Below are 16,553 nucleotides of genomic sequence, written 5' to 3'. Positions count from 1 at the left end.
TTACCGCCTCGCAGTGCTCGGTCGGCGAGAGATATGGCGGGGTCAAGGGGCTCCTGCGTAGTTCGTCCCGGCTGCCGAGGGGTCGGCTGCCGGGAACGCGAGACCTGGACCACAAAGGGTACAAGTCCGGAACACCGGATATGCCCCCTCGGTTGAATCCCCTCGTACGCAATCCCAACGAAGGGACCTACTCATGGTCAACGTCGACCTGATGGCACGGCACCTGCCCGCACTCAAGCGCGTGTCCTTCCGGGCAGTACTCGCCGCCACCGGCATGGCAGTGCTCACCGGCATCGCCGGATCGCCCGCCACCGCCCACCCGGCAACCGCCACCGCGCCCGAGGCCAAGGCAGTAGCCCAGGCCGTGGCGGCGCCCGCCACCGAGGCCGCCGTCGTGCACGCCAAGGCCGTCGCCGCGGCTCCCGCCGCGAAGCCGGCGACCAAGACGCCCGCCGCCACCAAGGCCCAGCAGACCGCCAAGGCGCCCAGCCGCCAGCAGCTCATGCCGGCGCCCGTGGCCCAGTACCAGGAGAGCTTCAAGCCCACCGCGGAGCAGAAGCGCAACGCGGAGGTCATCATCGAGACCGGCCAGAAGATGGGCCTGCCCCCGCGCGCGTGGGTGATCGCGGTCGCGACCGCGGCCCAGGAGTCGACCCTGCGCAACCTGGGTCACCTGGGCGACCACAACGACCACGACTCGCTGGGACTGTTCCAGCAGCGCCCGTCGGCCGGCTGGGGCACCCCGGACGAGATCACCGACCCGGTCTACTCCTCGAAGGCCTTCTACACCGGCCTGAAGAACGTCGAGGGCTACGACCGGATGGCGCTGACCGACGCGGCGCAGACCGTGCAGGTCTCGGCCTTCCCCGACCACTACGCCAAGTGGGAGAAGCTGGCCGCCGACCTCGTGCTGGCCAAGTACGGCCAGGGCCCGTACGCCGCCTGACACTACGCACCACCACGCATGACCAAGCCGCGCCGTCTCCGACGGCGCGGCTTGGTCGCGTTCGCAGCCCGAGGGATGTCAGCGGGCGGCGTGGGCGCCGATGCGGGGACGGGCGGGGCCGTCGAGGAGGGGGTCGGAGTGGCGGGGGGCAGGGGTGGTTCCCGGGGTGGCGTCGGCGTGGTAGTCGGCAGGAGTGGTGGAGTCGTGGCCTGCGGGGACGCGGAAGGCGCGGAGCAGGAGGGTGACGGCGATGACGATGAGCAGGTTGACGGCGAGGGCGAGCAGGCCGGTGTAGACGGCCGACCGGGTGTCGAAGCCGAGCTGGGCTAGCGGGAGGTTGGAGCCGCCGAAGTGGGCCTTGATGATGCGGCCGTCGGGGGCGCGCTGGGGGATGAGGTACATCAGGAACAGGCCGGTGGCGAGGCCGCCGAGCAGGCCTGCCGCGAGCGCCCAGCGGTGGAACCAGTTGGTCCACAGGCCGAGTACGACGGCGGGCACCGTCTGCAGCACGATGACGCCGCCGATCAGCTGGAACTCGATCGAGAACGCCGGTTCCAGCAGCAGGATGAAGACGAGCGCGCCGAACTTCGCCAGCAGCGACACCCAGCGGCTGACCCGCGCCTCCTCGCCCGGCGACGCGCCTGGGCGCAGGTACTCGCGGTAGATGGACCGGGTGAACAGGTTGGCCGCCGCGATGGACATGACCGCTGCGGGGATCAGGGCGGCGACCCCGACGGCGGCGTACGCGATGCCCGCGCACCAGGGCGGGAAAACCTCGTGGAACAGCTGTGGCACGACCGTGTTCAGGTCCCCGGCGACCGGCCGCACACCCTGGCCGATCGCGAAGAAGCCGAGCATCGCGACCAGCCCCAGCGCCAGGCAGTAGACCGGCAACGCGGCGGCGTTGCGCTGCACCGTGGCCCGGTCGCGGGCGGCCAGGATGCCGGTCAGCGCGTGCGGGTACGCGAAGATGGCCAGCGCGGAGCCGAGCACCAGGGTCAGGTAGCCGAGCCAGCCGCCCTCGGGCAGCAGCAGCCCGCTGGCGGGGGAGACGTCGCCGGTGAAGCGCTCGCCCGCGCCCCGGAACGCCGCCGACCAGCCGCCGGACATGGCGACGAGCAGCACGATCGCCAGCACCAGCCACAGCAGCAGCACGTCCTTGGCGATGGACAGCAGCGCGGGCGCGCGCAGCCCCGACCGGAACGTGCAGATCGACGCGACGACGACGGCGACGGTCAGCGGCCACTCGCCGGTGACGCCGAGCGTCTTCATCACCGCCTGCAACGCGACGAGCTGCACCGCGATGTACGGCATGGTGGCCACGATCCCGGTGACCGCGACCAGGGCGGCCAGCCCGCGCGAGCCGAACCGGGCGCGGGTGAACTCGGCCGAGGTGACGAAGCCGTGCGCGTGCGAGACCGACCAGGTACGCGTGCTGATCAGGTACGCCAGCGGGGCGGTCATGATGGCGAACGGCACCGCGAAGAACCCGGCCGCGCCGACGCCGTACACCAGCGCGGGCACCGCGATGAAGGTGTACGCGGTGTACATGCTGCCGCCGAGCAGGAACCAGGTGACCCAGTTGCCGAACGCGCGCCCGCCGACGCCCCACTCCTCCAGCGAGTGCAGGCTGTGCGGGCGGCGCCAGCGCGCGGCGGCGAAGCCGAGTACGAGCATGGCGCCCAGCAGCACGGCGAAGACGCCGATCTCGACCTGACGTGCGGTCACGGTCACCGCCCCGCCCGGGTCATCCGGTGCACGAACGTGGTGACGGCCATGGCCAGCACCGCGCAGCCCACCTGGTACCAGTAGAAGAACGGGACGCCCCACAGCTGCGGCTCCAGCCGGTTGTAGAGGCCGACCGGCAGCGGGGCGAGGATCGGGACCAGCAGCAGCCACCGCCATCCCGGCCGGGCCGGACGTGCGCCGTGTTCGGGCACCTGACGTCTCCTCTCGTCGCGTCCCGGCGACGATCGGGCGCGCCGGGCAGCACGCTGGGTAATCAGGACACTGTCCGGTCGTAACGCGCCGGAGACATCGGCGAAATCACCGGTCTTGCGGCTCGCGATCATCGCCGGTGGCCGCCCCCTTCCGTCGCGCCCGTCCCGCGCTTATATTGCACTCGCAGTGCATCAAGTTTGCGACGAGGGGGACAGCGGTGGGAGCGAGCGCGACGGAGCCGGTGACGGCCGAGTCCCTGCGGGAGCGGGTGGACGGCTTCCTGGCCGGGCACGATACGGCCCAGGATCGGCTGGAGTTCCTGCGCGCCCGGTTCGACGCCGGGTTGGCGTGGGTGCACTACCCGGCCGGGCTCGGCGGCCTCGGTGCACCGAGGGTGCTGCAACCCGTGGTGGACCAGCGCTTCGCCGCGGCGGGCGCGCCGGACAACAGCCCGCGCCGCATCGGCATCGGCCTCGGCATGGCCGCGCCGACCATCCTGCGCCACGGCACGGCCGAGCAGCGGGCCCGCTTCCTGCGTCCGCTGTGGACCGCCGAGGAGGTCTGGTGCCAGCTGTTCAGCGAGCCCGGCGCCGGGTCCGACCTGGCCGGCGTCGCCACCCGCGCGGTACGCGACGGCGACGGCTGGCTGGTCGACGGGCAGAAGGTGTGGACGTCCATGGCGCACCAGGCGCGCTGGGGCATCCTGCTCGCCCGCACCGATCCGGCCGCCCCGAAACACGCCGGGCTGACCTACTTCCTGTGCGACATGCACGCCCCCGGTGTCGAGGTGCGGCCGCTGCGGCAGGCCACCGGCGAGGCCGAGTTCAACGAGGTCTTCCTGTCCGGCGTACGCCTGGACGACGGGCTGCGGCTCGGTGCGGTCGGCGAGGGCTGGGCGGTGGCGCGGACCACGCTGATGAACGAGCGGGTCGCCATCGGCGGGGCCGCGCTGCCCCGCGAGGGCGGGATGATCGGCGTGCTGGCCCGCACCTGGCGCACCCGGCCTGAGCTGCGTACTCCCGCGCTGCACGACGAGGTGCTGCGGCTGTGGGTGCGCGCCGAGGCGCTGCGGCTGACCGGCATCCGGCTGCGCCAGCAGCTCGCCGCGGGCGAGCCCGGCCCCGAGGGCTCGGCGATGAAACTGGCCTTCGCCGCGCTCACCCAGCAGATCTCCGGGACCGAGGTCGAGCTGCTGGGCGCGGAGGGCCTGCGCCACGACCACTGGCGCGCCGACCGCCCCGAGGAGCTGGACCTGACCGGCCGCGGCCCCACGTACCGGTGGCTGCGCGCCAAGGGCAACTCCATCGAGGGCGGCACCTCCGAGGTGCTGCGCAACATCGTCGCCGAGCGGGTGCTCGGCCTGCCCGCCGAACCGCGCACCGACACCGGCGTCGCCTGGAAGGACCTGCCCCGATGACCCTCGACCTGCGCTACACCGAGGAGCAGGAGGCCCTGCGCGACTCGGTACGGGCGATGCTCACCGACCACGCCGGCTGGGCGCGCGTGCTCCAGGTCGCCGCGAGTCCCGAGCCCGACGACGCCGACCTGTGGCGGCTGCTGTCCGTGGACACCGGACTGGCGGCCCTGGCCGTGCCCGAGCACCTGGGCGGCGCGGGCGCGTCGCTCGCCGAGACGGCGGTGGTGCTGGAGGAGCTGGGCCGCGCCGTCGCGCCGGTGCCCTACCTCGGCACCACGGTCGCCGCACAACTGCTGCTGCACCTGGGCGAGGACGAACTGCTCCGGGACCTGGCCGGTGGCGCGATCATCGCTCCGGCCATGCCGTGCGACGTCGGCCCGGCCGGGCCGGGAGCGCGGCTGCCGGACGTCGAGGTGTCCACGGCGGCGGACGGAAGCCCGCTGCTCAACGGCACGGTGTGCGGGGTCGCCGATGCGTCGCGGGCGCGGGTGCTGGTGATGCCCGCCGGTGGGGCGCTGTTCGCGGTCGACGCGGACGCGGCCGGGTTGCGGCGTACCCCGGTGGTGTCGCTGGACGAGACGCGGCCGCTGTGCGACCTGGCGATGTGGAACGCGCCCGCCCGGCTGCTGGCGGCCGGTGAACGCGCCGCGTCGGCGCTGGACGCGGCACTGGTCGCGGGAGCGGCGCTGCTGGCCTCCGAGCAACTCGGGCTGGCCCAGTGGTGTCTGGACACGACGGTGGCGCACCTGCGGACCCGTTACCAGTTCGGGCGGCCGGTGGGCTCGTTCCAGGCGCTCAAGCACCGGCTCGCCGACCTGTGGGTGGAACTGGTGCAGGCGCGGGCGGTGGCCAGGCACGCCGTGGCGGCCGTTGCGGCGGGCGACCCGGACGCGCGGCTGGCGGCGGCTCTGGCGCAGGCGCACTGCGGCCCGCTCGCGGTGCGCGCGGCCGAGGAGTGCGTACAGATGCACGGCGGCATCGGCTTCACCTGGGAGCACCCCGCCCACCTCTACCTCAAGCGGGCCAAGAGCGCGGCCATCGCCTACGGCACCGCCGCCCACCACCGCACCGCCCTGGCCACGCTCGCCGACCTCGCTCCCGCGTGATGTTGCTTCACCGAGCGTGCAAATAAAGATCGACTCCGGCGGTGTCCGGAGTGGTTTCGAGTGGGATTTGAGCGGCTTCGGGCGGTGAGGTCACGGGGTCGTAACAAGGGTATTGACGAGCGGTTTCCCAAACCTACACTCCTAGTGTAATAACTTAGGCCTCCTTCACATCGACCCCGATCCCGACCTGTAGAGGTGACGATGAAACCGCCGTCCGGCGAGACAAGCGCGGCAGGCCACAGCCTGTACCTGCGGGGCATCGGGGTGCGCTTCGGCGGGCTGACCGCCCTGGACGACGTGTCCCTCGAAGTGGCCCCCGGCCAGGTGGTCGGCGTCATCGGCCCCAACGGCGCGGGCAAGACCACCCTGTTCAACGTGGTCTGCGGCCTGGTCCGGCCGACCTCGGGCACCCTCGAACTCAACGGGGTGCGCCTGACGCCCGCGCCGCACCGGCTGGCGGGGCTCGGCATCGCCCGTACGCTGCAGGGAGTCGGCCTTTTCCGGGGTCTGACCGTGGTCGAGAACGTGATGGCGGGCGCGACCTGCACCGCCCGCGCCGGTTTCCTAACCGGGCTGCTCGGCCTGCCCCGCAGCGACCGCGACGAGCGGCGGCTGCGCGAGCAGGCGATGACGCTGCTGGAGCGCTTCGGCGTCGCGGCGTACGCGGGAGCACTGCCCGGCACCCTGCCCTACGCCGTCGGCAAGCGCGTCGCGCTGGCCCGCGCGCTCGCCGCCCGCCCGCGCCTGCTGCTGCTCGACGAGCCCGCCGGCGGCCTGGGCGCGCAGGACATCGAGGAGCTGGCCGAGCTGATCACGACGCTGCCGGCCGAGGCGGGCTGCTCGGTGATGCTCGTCGAGCACCACATGGACCTGGTGATGCGGGTCTGCGACCGGATCGCGGTGCTCGACTTCGGACGCCTCATCGCCACCGGCACCCCGCAGCAGGTGCGCGACGACCCCGCCGTGGCCGAGGCCTACCTCGGTGCCGAGGTCGACGCGGCCACCCCGCCCATCAGCCGCCAGGAGGCTTCGGCATGACCGCTGACGACGTGATCCTGCAGGTGAAGGGCCTGACCGCCGGGTACGGCGCAGCGCCCGTCCTGCAGGAGGTGGACCTCACCGTGCGCGCGGGCACCATCGCGGCGGTGCTCGGGGCCAACGGCGCGGGCAAGACCACGCTGCTGCGCACCCTGTCCGGGCTGGTCCGGCCGAGCGGCGGCGAGATCGTCTACGGCGGGCAGCCGCTGCGCGACGTGCCGGTGGAGCAGCTGGTGCGCCGGGGCATGGCGCACGTGCCCGAGGGCCGGGGCGTGGTCGCCGAGCTGACCGTCGACGAGAACCTGCGGCTCGGCGGCCTGTGGCGACGCGACCGCGAGGACGCGGCGAAGGCGCTGACCGAGGTGTACGAGCTGTTCGAACCGCTGGCGCAGCGCCGCCGCAGCGCCGGGCACCAGCTGTCCGGTGGCGAGCGGCAGATGCTCGCGCTGGGCCGCGCCCTGGTGGCCCGCCCGAAACTGCTGCTGCTCGACGAGCCTTCGCTCGGCCTCGCGCCCCGCGTCATCGCGCAGATCATGGCGCTGCTGCGGCAGTTGCGCGACACGACCGGGCTGACCGTGCTGCTGGTCGAGCAGAACGTACGCAGCGCGCTGTCGGTGGCCGACGAGGCGGTGGTCATGTCGCTGGGCCGCATCGTCACGGCGACCAGCGCCGACCGGCTGCGCGACGACGAGGAACTGCGCCACGCCTATCTGGGCTTCTGAGCCCCGCCCCGCTACTGCGAGTAAGGAGGTATCCGTTGGACCGCTTCGTCTTCCTCACCTTCGACGGCCTGTCCAAGGGGGCGGTGCTGGCCGCGTTCGCGCTGGCCCTGGTGCTGATCTGGCGGGCCGCGCGCATCGTCAACTTCGCCCAGGGCGCGATGGCGGTGGCCGCGGCGTACGCCGGTTACAGCGTCACCACGGCGACCGGCTCGTACTGGCTGGGTTTCGGCGCGGCGCTGGTGGGCGGGCTGCTGATCGGCATGCTCGTCGAGCGGGCGGTGATGCGGTTCGTGGACCACAGCTCGCCGCTGTCCGAAGTGATCGTGGCGCTGGGCCTGGTCCTGGTCATGCAGGCGGTGCTGGGAATGATCTACGGCAACGAGTTCCTGCCCGCGGGCACCCCGTTCAGCCGGACCGCGCTGAGCGTCGGCGACGTGCCCTTGCTGTCGCGATACGACCTGTTCGTGTTCGGGGCCGTGCTGCTGGTGCTGCTCGGGCTCGCGCTGCTGTTCACGCGTACCTCCGTCGGGCTGCGGATGCGGGCCTCGGCGTTCGCCCCCGAGGTGTCGCGGCTACTCGGCGTGAACGTCGGCGGCATGCTGACGCTGGGCTGGGCGCTGGCCTCGGCGGTCGGCGCGCTGGCCGCGATGCTGGTCATCCCGACCGAACTGGGCCTGCACCCGCACGCCATGGACCTGGTGTTCGTGTCCGCGTTCACCGCGGCGGTCGTCGGCGGGCTGGACAGCCCACCGGGCGCGGTGGTCGGCGGCCTGGCCGTCGGCCTGATCCTCTCGTACGTCAGCGGCTACCTGGGCAGCGACGTCACCCCGATGGCAGTGCTCGTGCTGCTGCTCGCGGTGCTGCTGGTCCGTCCGGGCGGCCTCTTCTCCAGCACCGTGGCGAGGCAGGCATGAGCGAGACCGTCACCCCGGCCCGCGAGACGGGCACGAACGAGGCCGCCGTTCCGCGCCGGGCACCGGGTCTGCCGGGCTTGCTGAACCGGTCGACGCTGCTGCGCCACCTGGTGCTGGCCGTGCTCGCCGGAGTGGTGCTGTTCCTGCTCACCCAGCAGCTCGACCCGTTCCGCAACTTCCAGCTGGCCACGGTCGCGGCATACCTGTGCGCGACGGCCGGGCTCACGCTGCTGGTCGGCATGAACGGTCAGCTGTCGCTGGGGCACGGGGCGCTGATGGCCGTCGGCGCGTACACCGTGGCGCTGACCCAGAACGCACTCGCCGACCGGGGGATCACCGGCAACCAGGTGCTGCCGCTGTCGCTGGCCCTGGGCGTGCTGGTCACCATGGCCGCGGGTGCGGTCATCGGGCTGGCCGCCGCCCGGCTGCGCGGGCCGTACCTGGCCGGCGTGACGCTCGCGGTCGCGGTCGCGGTGCCCGCGGCGACGGTCACCTTCGACGAGGTGTTCAACAGCGAGCAGGGCCTGTCGGTGGCCGTCGAGCCGCCGCCGCTGTCGCTCGGGCTGTACTTCCCGAACGAGCGCTGGCAGGCCTGGGTCGCGCTGACCGGGGCGCTGCTGACCATGCTGCTGCTGGCCAACCTGGTGCGCAGCCGGGTCGGGCGCAACCTGCGTGCGGTACGCGACGACGAGGTGGCCGCCCGGCTGGCGGGCATCCACGTCGGGCGTACGCAGGTGCTGGCCTTCGTGGTGAGCGCGGCCAGCGCCGGGCTCGGCGGCGGCCTGCTGGCGCTGCTGGCGCAGAGCGTGTCGCCGGGCGCGTTCTCGCTGACGCTGTCGCTGTTCCTGCTGATGGCCGTGGTCATCGGCGGGCTGGGTAGCCTGTCGGGCGCGGTGTGGGGCGCGATCCTGCTGGTGGCGCTGCCCGACCTGACCCACGACAGCGCGCAACTGGTGTCCCTTCCGCCCGCGGTGGCGCAGCGGCTGGAGGGCAACCTTCCGCTGGCCGTCTTCGGGCTGACCCTGATCGTCGTGATGATCGCCGCCCCGGGCGGCGTGCAGGGCCTGCTGCGCCGGATCGGCGCGAGGGCCCGGCGGCGGGCGCCCGCCCGCTGATCTCGCGACCGCACCACCGTACCAAGCGCTCCACCCCTGTTATATCGATATTCATCAATGTAAGCGTGACGGAAGGACCGGTGTTTCCATGAACGCCCTGACCCGACGCGGGCTCTCGCTCGCCACGGCCGCCGTGCTGCTCGCGGCTGTCGCGGCCTGCAGCGAGGACGCGAACACCCCGCCGGCCGACGTGCCCGGCGTGACCGCCGGCGAGATCGTGGTCGGCACGCACATGCCGCTGACCGGTCCCGCCGCGGCCGGCTACTCCGAGATCGCCCCGGCCAGCAAGGCGTACTTCGACCACGTCAACGCCAACGGCGGGGTGAACGGCCGCAAGATCACGTACAAGTTCATGGACGACGGCTACAACCCGGCCAACACCCAGACCGTGGTGCGCAAGCTGGTGCTGGAGGACAAGGTCTTCGCCATACTCAACGGCCTGGGCACCCCCACCCACACCGGCGTGCTGGACTTCCTGAAGACCAACCGGGTCCCGGACCTGTTCGTCGCCTCGGGCAGCCGCAGCTGGAACCAGCCGGACAAGTACCCCGGCACGTTCGGCTTCAACACCGACTACACGGTCGAGGGCAAGATCCTGGCCACCCACATCAAGGCCACCTACGCGGGCAAGAAGACCTGCTTCTTCGGCCAGGACGACGACTTCGGCCGCGACGCGCTGGTCGGCGTCGAGCAGGTGCTCGGCGCGGGAGCGGTGGTCGCCAAGGAGAAGTACGTCACCAGCAACCAGAACGTCGCCCCGCAGATCGGTGCGCTGAAGGCGGCCGGGTGCGAGGTCGTCGTGCTGGCCACCGTGCCGGGCTTCACCGCGCTGTCCATGGGCACCGCGGCCCGCCTCGGCTTCAAGCCGCAGTGGGTCGTGTCGAACGTCGGCTCGGACTACCTGACCCTGTCCAAGGTGCTCGGTGAGGGCAAGGTCCTGCTGGAGGGCATGGTCGGCATCTCCAACCTGCCGTCGCCGGTCGACATGAGCGACCCGTGGACCGCCGCCTTCAAGAAGATCCACGACCAGTACAACGGCAGCGCCCCGTTCAACGGCAACACGGTCTACGGCATGTCGGTGGCGTACCTGTTCGTCCAGTCGCTGCTGGCCGCAGGCAAGGACCTCACCCGGGAGGGCCTGATCGCCGCCGTCGAGAAGGGCGGCTTCAAGGGCCCCGGCCTCGCCCCGTTCCGCTTCAGCAAGGACAACCACGCGGGTATGGGCGGCGGCAAGCTCACCAAGGTCACCGCCGGCAACCAGGAGTTCTTCGGCCCCGTCTACGAGACCGACTCCGCCGCCGGCCCGGTGAACGAGTTCAAGGAGGAGCGCCCCGCGCCCACCGCCAACACCATCCCCGCAGCATCCTGACGTTCGTCAGTTCATGATCGACCCATCAGGGTGAGCCCGGCCCGGCACGCGCCACGCGTGCCGGGCCGGTGGGGCGGTCAGGAGAGGCGTTCCAGGACCATGGCCATGCCCTGGCCGCCGCCCACGCACATGGTCTCCAGGCCGATGGACCTGTCGTGCCAGCGCAGGGAGTTGAGCAGGGTGGTGGTGATGCGGGCGCCGGTCATGCCGAACGGGTGGCCGACGGCGATCGCGCCGCCGTTGACGTTGAGCCTGTCCCAGTCGAGGCCGAGCTCGGCGGCGCTGGCGACGACCTGTACGGCGAACGCCTCGTTGATCTCGACAAGGTCGACGTCGCCGATGGTCATGCCCGCGCGGGCGAGGGCCTGCTTCGACGCCTCGACCGGGCCGAGGCCCATGATCTCGGGGGACAGCGCGGACAGTCCGGTCGAGACGATGCGGGCCAGCGGGGTGATGCCCAGCTCGGCGGCGCGTACGTCGGACATGATGACCAGCGCGGCCGCGCCGTCGTTGAGCGGGCAGCAGTTGCCCGCGGTGACGGTGCCGTCGGGGCGGAACACCGGGGCCAGCCCGGCCAGCGCGGACAGGGTGACCCCGGCGCGCGGGCCGTCGTCGGCGCTGACCACCGTGCCGTCGGGCAGCGTGACCGGGGTGATCTCGCGGGCCCAGAAGCCGTCCTTGACCGCCTGCTCGGCGAGGTTCTGCGAGCGGCAGGCGAACTCGTCCTGCAACTGCCGGGAGACGCCCCTGAGCTGTGACACGTTCTCTGCGGTCTGGCCCATCGCGATGTACACGTCGGGCAGTTCGCCGTCCTCGCGCGGGTCGTGCCAGGACGGTGCGCCCTCGGCGGCCCGCTGCTCGGTGCGGGCGAGCGCGCCGTCGTAGCGCGCGTTGCGGGTGCCGGGCATGCCGTCGCTGCGGCCGAGGCCGTAGTGCGACACCGACTCGACGCCGACGGACAGGAACACGTCGCCCTCGCCCGCCCGGATCGCGTGCAGCGCCATCCGGGTCGTCTGCAGCGACGACGAGCAGTACCGGTTGACGGTGGTGCCGGGCAGGTGGTCGAGCCCCAGCATGGTGGCGACCACCCGGCCGAGGTTGTGACCCTGCACGCCCGCGGGCTGGCCGCAGCCGAGCACCAGGTCGCCGATCTCCCGCGGGTCCAGGGCGGGCACCTGGTCCAGCGCCGCGCGCACGATGTCGGCGGCCAGGTCGTCGGGGCGTTTCGTGGCCAGGGAGCCCTTGTTGGCGCGGCCGATCGGGGAGCGGGCCGCAGCGACCACCACAGCTTCAGGCACGGTCGGGTCCTTTCGCGAGTACGGCAAACTTTGTGCACCCAAGCTGCATCTTGTTGACCGGCCCTGTCAATGCCGTGCCAGGTGGGGCATGTCACCATGACCGTGCTCCGTTGACCGACCGTCCCGTTCTCCCTAATATCGGCACTGCTAGTGCAACTAGGCCTTCGGCGAAGGAGCCCATGTGACCGCCCTCCACCTCGACCGCGCAGCGGTCGTCGTCACCGGCGCCGGGTCCGGCATCGGCGCGGCCCTGGCCCGCCGCTTCGCCGCCGACGGCGCGCGGGTGATCGTCAACGACCGCGACCCGGTCGCCGCCCAGCGGGTCGCCGACGAGACCGGCGGCCTGGCGTTCCCTGCCGACGTCGCCGACGAGGCTCAGGTCGCGGCGCTGGTGGACTACGCGTGGGACACGTTCGGGGCGCTGGACCTGTTCTGCGCCAACGCGGGGGTCGCCCCGCCCGCCGACGGCGCGGACGCGTGGGAGCTGGCGTGGCGGGTCAACGTGCGGTCGCACGTGCTGGCCGCCCAGGCGCTGCTGCCGCGCTGGCTGGCCGCCGGGCGGGGCCGCCTGCTGGTCACGGCGTCGGCGGCGGGACTGCTCACCATGCTCGGCAACGCGCCGTACGCGGTCACCAAGCACGCGGCCGTGGCGCACGCGGAGTGGCTGCGGGCCACGTACGCCCATCGCGGCGTGGTCGTGCAGGCGCTGTGCCCGCAGGGCGTGCGCACCCCGATGCTGGAGGCGTCCGGGCCGGGCGGCAGCGTGCTGCTCGATCCCGGCGCGATCAGTGCCGAGGAGTGCGCCGAGGCCGTGGTGGCCGCGCTCGGCGGGGACACGTTCCTGGTGCTGCCGCACGCCGAGGTCGCCGCCTACTACGCGCGCCGGGCCGAGGACCCCGACCGCTGGCTGCGTGGCATGAACCGCCTGCAGCAGGACCTGGAGCAGCGGCTGGCGAACCCGTGACGCCGCGACCCGGCCACACCGTCCCGATCGTGGGACGGCGGCGAGCGGCCGGATCACGGCGTGAGCCGCGCGACTACACTCTGCGTGCACGTTCGGTCGGCGCGGTGGGCAGCACCGTCGAGAGGGTGGCGGGGGCGGTATGAGCAGGACCGGGACCGAGGGCAGGGTGGACGGGCGCACCGCCCGCGCCGAGCGCACCCGGGCCGCCATCGTGGACGCGCACCTCGCGCTCATCACGGAGGGTGACCTGCGGCCGACCGGCGAGCGTATCGCCGAGCGGGCCGGGGTGTCGCTGCGTGCCCTGTGGACCAACTTCTCCGACATGGAGACCCTGTTCGAGGCCAGTGGCGGGCAGGTGCTCGCCCGCCAGGACGCGGCCTACCAGCCGGTGGACCCGTCGCTGCCGCTGCACCGGCGGGTGGAGGAGTACTGCCGCCAGCGGGCCGAGCTGCTGCAGCTGATCGCGCCGATGGCGCGCGCCGCGGCGATGCGCGAGCCGGTCTCGGCCCAGCTGCGCCGCAACCGGCTCAAGCACATCGACCGGGTACGCGACGAGGTGTCCGCGCTGTTCGCCCCCGAGCTGGAGATGGCCGGTCAGGGACGGGACCAGCTGCTGGCCGCGCTGATCGCGTCCACCATGTGGCCCGCCTGGTCGATGCTGCTGGACGGGCTGGACCTGGACGTGGACGCCGCGCGCGGTGTCATGGTCCGCACCGTCACCGCGCTGCTGCTCACGGCGATGGCGTCGGGGATGGCATAAGCGGCACGATCCGCGTCTTTCCAAAGCCGTTACTTATAGGTAACACTGTCGGCATGGTAAATGCATCGACAGTGCACATACCAAGGCTGCGCGGGCGGGCCCGTGAGCAGCAGACGATCGCCGAACTCCAGGCCGGTGCGGCCGCCGGGGTGGGCGGAGCCCTGCTCCTGCACGGCGACCTCGGCGGCGGCAAGACCGCCCTGCTGCGCCACGCCGCGGCCGCCGCCCCCGACGGCACCGTCCTGCTGTGGGCCACCGGCCTGGACGAGGAGGCCGACCTGCCGTACGCCGGGCTGCAGAGCCTGCTCCAGCCGGTGGCGGAACGTATCGCGGACCTGCCCGCGCACCAGGCGCTCGCGCTCACCCGGGCGCTGTCCGGGCAGGGCTGCGCCGCCGACGACCGGCTCGCCCTGTCCATGGCCGTGCTCACGCTGCTGGGCACACTGGGCCGGGAGCATCCCGTGCTGTGCTGCGTCGACGACGCCGACGCGCTGGACCGGCCGTCGCTGGACGCCATCGCGTTCACCGCCCGCCGGGTCCGCGCCCACCGGGTGGCACTGCTGCTCACCTCCACCGCCGAACTCCCGCTCAACGGCGTGCCGCGCCTCCCGCTCCGGCCGCTCGACCCGGCATCCGGCCGCGCCATGCTGGCTGATCTGTTGTCCGGGCGTGACCACGGCTGGGCCGAAGACCTCGCGCATGCCCGGAGCGCTGCCGAGGACGGCTCCGGTCGGACGGCATCGGGTGCCTGGCCGCGTGCCGTGGAACCGAGCGATGACGTGCCGGCCGTGCTCGCCGCGCTGGGCGGCGGCAACCCTCGGGCGCTCGCCGACCTGGCCGACTCGCTCAGCGACAGCCAGCTCGCCGGGGAGGCCCCGCTGCCGACGCGGCTGCCCGCCGACAGCGCGCTGCTGCGCACGTACCGCGCCCGGCTCGACCGGCTGCCGCCGGACACGCGCTGGCTGCTGCTGCTCGCCGCCGCCGACGAGGAGACCGACGCCGCGGGCCTGATGCGGGCCGCGCACAGCTCCGGCGTGGACATCGCCGCGCTCGCGCCCGCCGAACGCGGGGGACTGGTCCGGGTCAGCCGGGGCGGCATCGTGTTCCCGCAGCCCATCGCGCGCGCGTTGGCGTACGAGGAGGCGCCCCTCGCCCAGCGCAGGGCCGCGCACCTGCACCTGGCGCAGATCCTCGACGCCGACAGCCAGCGGCTGCGCCGCGCGGTGCACCTGGCCGCCGCCGCGCACGGCCCCGACGCCGAGCTGGCCGAGGAACTGGAGGAGGCGGCCACCGGCGGCGGCTACTCGCGGGCGTCGGCGGCGCTGGAGCACGCCGCGCAGCTCACCACCGAACCCGGCGGGGCGGCCAGCAGGCTGGTCACCGCCGCGCGATACGCCTGGCAGTCCGGCAGCGCCGGGCGGGCCCGCAGCCTGCTGCGCCGCGCCCGTCCGGCCGCCCCGGGCGTGTCAGCCGAGAGCGAGGTGCTGTCCGGCGAGATCGAGCTGCGCGCCGGGGCCACCGCGAACGCCGCCGAGTCGCTGCTCACCATCGCCGACCGGCTCGCCGCCTCCGATCGCGAGCTGGCCGTGCTGGCGCTGATGCGGGCCGGGGAGGCCGTCTGCTTCTCCGGCGACTACCCGCGTTACGCCGAGGTGGCGAGCCGGGCCGCCGCGCTGCGCCGCCCCGGCGACCCGCCGGACCTGGAGGTGGTGTTCGAGCACATCGCCGGGTTCGCGTACACCTTCGGCGGCCGTCACCACCGCGCGCTCGCGCCCCTGCGGCGCGTCCTCGAACTCGGCGCGGCCCTGGACACCGCGTCCCCGCTGACCTGCGCCAGCGCCGCCGCACTGCTGCTGGCCGACGACGTCGGCGCGCACCGGCTGGCCGCCCGCGCCGTCGAGGTCGCCAGGGACAGCGGCGACGTGTCGGCGCTGCCCCTGGCCCTGGAGATGACCGCGTACGCCGAGTACTGGCTCGGCCGCTACGACGCCGCCGCGGCCACCAGCATGCACGGGCTGCGCGCCGCGCGGGCCTGCGGGCAGGGCAACTACGCCGGGGACCACCAGGCGATGCTGGCCGTGCTGGCCGCCATCCGGGGTGACCGGGAACAGGCCCTGCGCCATATCCGCGACATCGAGGTCGCGCCCGGCACCGGGCAGGTCAACCGGCCCAAGGCGCTGAGCCAGTGGGCGCTGGCGGTGCTCGACCTGATCGCGGGCCGCCCCGCCGACACCGTCGCCCGCATCGCGGGCATCGCCTGCCCGGTCACCGGCCGGGGCCACATCGTGGTGCAGGCCATGGCCACACCGTGGCTGGTCGAGGCGGCGGTCCGGGCCGACGACCGGGAGCAGGCCGTCGCGGCGCTGGCCGGGTTCGACCTGTGGGCGTCGTCGACCGGCGACCCGGTGCGCCGGGCCCTGTCGGCCCGCTGCCACGCCCTGCTCGCCGCGCGCGGCAGCGCCGAGGCCGAGGAGCACTTCCAGCAGGCGCTGGCCCTGCACCTGGCCGGGGAGGCCGACTTCGAGCAGGCCCGCACCGAGCTGCTGTACGGCCAGGAGCTGCGCCGCGCCCGCCGCCCCCGCGACGCCCGCGAACACCTGCACCGGGCCCTGGAGACCTTCACCCAGCTCGACGCGCCCGCCTGGGCCGACCAGGCCCGCGCCGAACTGCGCGCAGCAGGCGAGGCCGTCGACGCCCCCGCCGTACGCGCCGCCGACGTCCTCACCGCCCAGCAACTCCAGATCGCCCGCCTCGTCTGCGACGGCGCGACCAACCGCGAGGTCGCCGCTCAGCTCTTCCTCAGCCCCCGCACGGTCGACCACCACATGCGCAACATCTTCGCCCGCCTCAACATCCGCTCCCGCATAGAACTAGCCAAAGCCCTCACCTGAACCCCACCCTCACCAGCCCCGCCACCCGCCGCCCCACCTGGCGGCACCCCGCCCGCCGCCCCGCCCCCACCA

14 protein-coding genes are annotated in these 16,553 nt (G+C 73.3%); 11 read left to right on the top strand and 3 right to left on the bottom strand.

Annotation, left to right across the window (positions count from 1 at the left end; all coding sequences use genetic code 11):
• Positions 1–193: 193 nt before the first annotated feature.
• Positions 194–946 (top strand): hypothetical protein, encoded by a 753-nt coding sequence (locus tag HAV40_RS35090; protein WP_239086756.1) that lies wholly within the window; start codon positions 194–196, stop codon positions 944–946.
• Positions 947–1,024: 78 nt separating this feature from the next.
• On the opposite strand, the gene HAV40_RS35085 is transcribed toward HAV40_RS35090, so the two are convergent.
• Together HAV40_RS35085 and HAV40_RS38755 are read right to left on the bottom strand one after the other, a co-directional pair.
• On the bottom strand, positions 1,025–2,623 hold the full coding sequence (locus tag HAV40_RS35085) for a sodium:solute symporter family protein (protein WP_166388640.1): 1,599 nt from the start codon (positions 2,621–2,623) through the stop codon (positions 1,025–1,027).
• Between the two features lie 53 nt (positions 2,624–2,676).
• Complete coding sequence (locus HAV40_RS38755; protein ID WP_239086759.1) at positions 2,677–2,886, bottom strand: DUF3311 domain-containing protein; 210 nt, start codon at positions 2,884–2,886, stop codon at positions 2,677–2,679.
• A 242-nt stretch (positions 2,887–3,128) separates the two neighbouring features.
• On the opposite strand from HAV40_RS38755, the gene HAV40_RS35075 reads away from it, so the two are divergent.
• The 7 genes from HAV40_RS35075 to HAV40_RS35045 all read left to right on the top strand — a co-directional run bounded on the left by HAV40_RS35075 (position 3,129) and on the right by HAV40_RS35045 (position 10,568).
• Positions 3,129–4,304: an acyl-CoA dehydrogenase family protein gene (locus HAV40_RS35075; RefSeq protein ID WP_166388605.1), complete on the top strand. Its 1,176-nt coding sequence runs from the start codon at positions 3,129–3,131 to the stop codon at positions 4,302–4,304.
• Positions 4,301–5,410: an acyl-CoA dehydrogenase family protein gene (locus HAV40_RS35070; RefSeq protein WP_166388604.1), complete on the top strand. Its 1,110-nt coding sequence runs from the start codon at positions 4,301–4,303 to the stop codon at positions 5,408–5,410. The genes HAV40_RS35075 and HAV40_RS35070 overlap by 4 nt, the downstream gene beginning before the upstream one ends.
• A 201-nt stretch (positions 5,411–5,611) precedes the next feature.
• On the top strand, positions 5,612–6,448 hold the full coding sequence (locus tag HAV40_RS35065) for an ABC transporter ATP-binding protein (protein ID WP_166388603.1): 837 nt from the start codon (positions 5,612–5,614) through the stop codon (positions 6,446–6,448).
• Positions 6,445–7,170, top strand: coding sequence for an ABC transporter ATP-binding protein (locus tag HAV40_RS35060; protein ID WP_166388602.1), 726 nt, complete (start codon positions 6,445–6,447; stop codon positions 7,168–7,170). The genes HAV40_RS35065 and HAV40_RS35060 overlap by 4 nt, the downstream gene beginning before the upstream one ends.
• 35 nt (positions 7,171–7,205) lie before the next feature.
• Positions 7,206–8,084, top strand: a complete 879-nt coding sequence (locus HAV40_RS35055) for a branched-chain amino acid ABC transporter permease (protein WP_166388601.1) — start codon at positions 7,206–7,208, stop codon at positions 8,082–8,084.
• Positions 8,081–9,199, top strand: a complete 1,119-nt coding sequence (locus HAV40_RS35050; protein WP_166388600.1) for a branched-chain amino acid ABC transporter permease — start codon at positions 8,081–8,083, stop codon at positions 9,197–9,199. The genes HAV40_RS35055 and HAV40_RS35050 overlap by 4 nt, the downstream gene beginning before the upstream one ends.
• 88 nt (positions 9,200–9,287) lie before the next feature.
• Positions 9,288–10,568, top strand: a complete 1,281-nt coding sequence (locus tag HAV40_RS35045; protein WP_166388599.1) for an ABC transporter substrate-binding protein — start codon at positions 9,288–9,290, stop codon at positions 10,566–10,568.
• A gap of 77 nt (positions 10,569–10,645) precedes the next feature.
• On the opposite strand, the gene HAV40_RS35040 is transcribed toward HAV40_RS35045, so the two are convergent.
• A complete protein-coding gene (locus HAV40_RS35040) occupies positions 10,646–11,866 on the bottom strand; it encodes an acetyl-CoA C-acetyltransferase (RefSeq protein WP_166388598.1) in 1,221 nt (406 codons plus the stop codon).
• A 181-nt stretch (positions 11,867–12,047) separates the two neighbouring features.
• Between HAV40_RS35040 and HAV40_RS35035 the strand changes: the two genes are divergently transcribed.
• The 3 genes from HAV40_RS35035 (at position 12,048) to HAV40_RS35025 (ending at position 16,481) form a co-directional block, all read left to right on the top strand.
• Complete coding sequence (locus tag HAV40_RS35035; RefSeq protein WP_166388597.1) at positions 12,048–12,830, top strand: SDR family oxidoreductase; 783 nt, start codon at positions 12,048–12,050, stop codon at positions 12,828–12,830.
• Positions 12,831–12,969: 139 nt separating this feature from the next.
• Positions 12,970–13,590 (top strand): TetR/AcrR family transcriptional regulator, encoded by a 621-nt coding sequence (locus tag HAV40_RS35030; protein WP_166388596.1) that lies wholly within the window; start codon positions 12,970–12,972, stop codon positions 13,588–13,590.
• Between the two features lie 71 nt (positions 13,591–13,661).
• Positions 13,662–16,481: a helix-turn-helix transcriptional regulator gene (locus tag HAV40_RS35025; RefSeq protein ID WP_239086761.1), complete on the top strand. Its 2,820-nt coding sequence runs from the start codon at positions 13,662–13,664 to the stop codon at positions 16,479–16,481.
• The last annotated feature ends 72 nt before the right edge of the window (positions 16,482–16,553 follow it).

Source organism: Catellatospora methionotrophica, from assembly GCF_011297335.1.
Classification (GTDB): Bacteria; Actinomycetota; Actinomycetes; order Mycobacteriales; family Micromonosporaceae; genus Catellatospora; species Catellatospora methionotrophica.
Note: the sequence above shows the minus strand (reverse complement) of the source record. Positions and strands in the feature narration are given on the sequence as shown.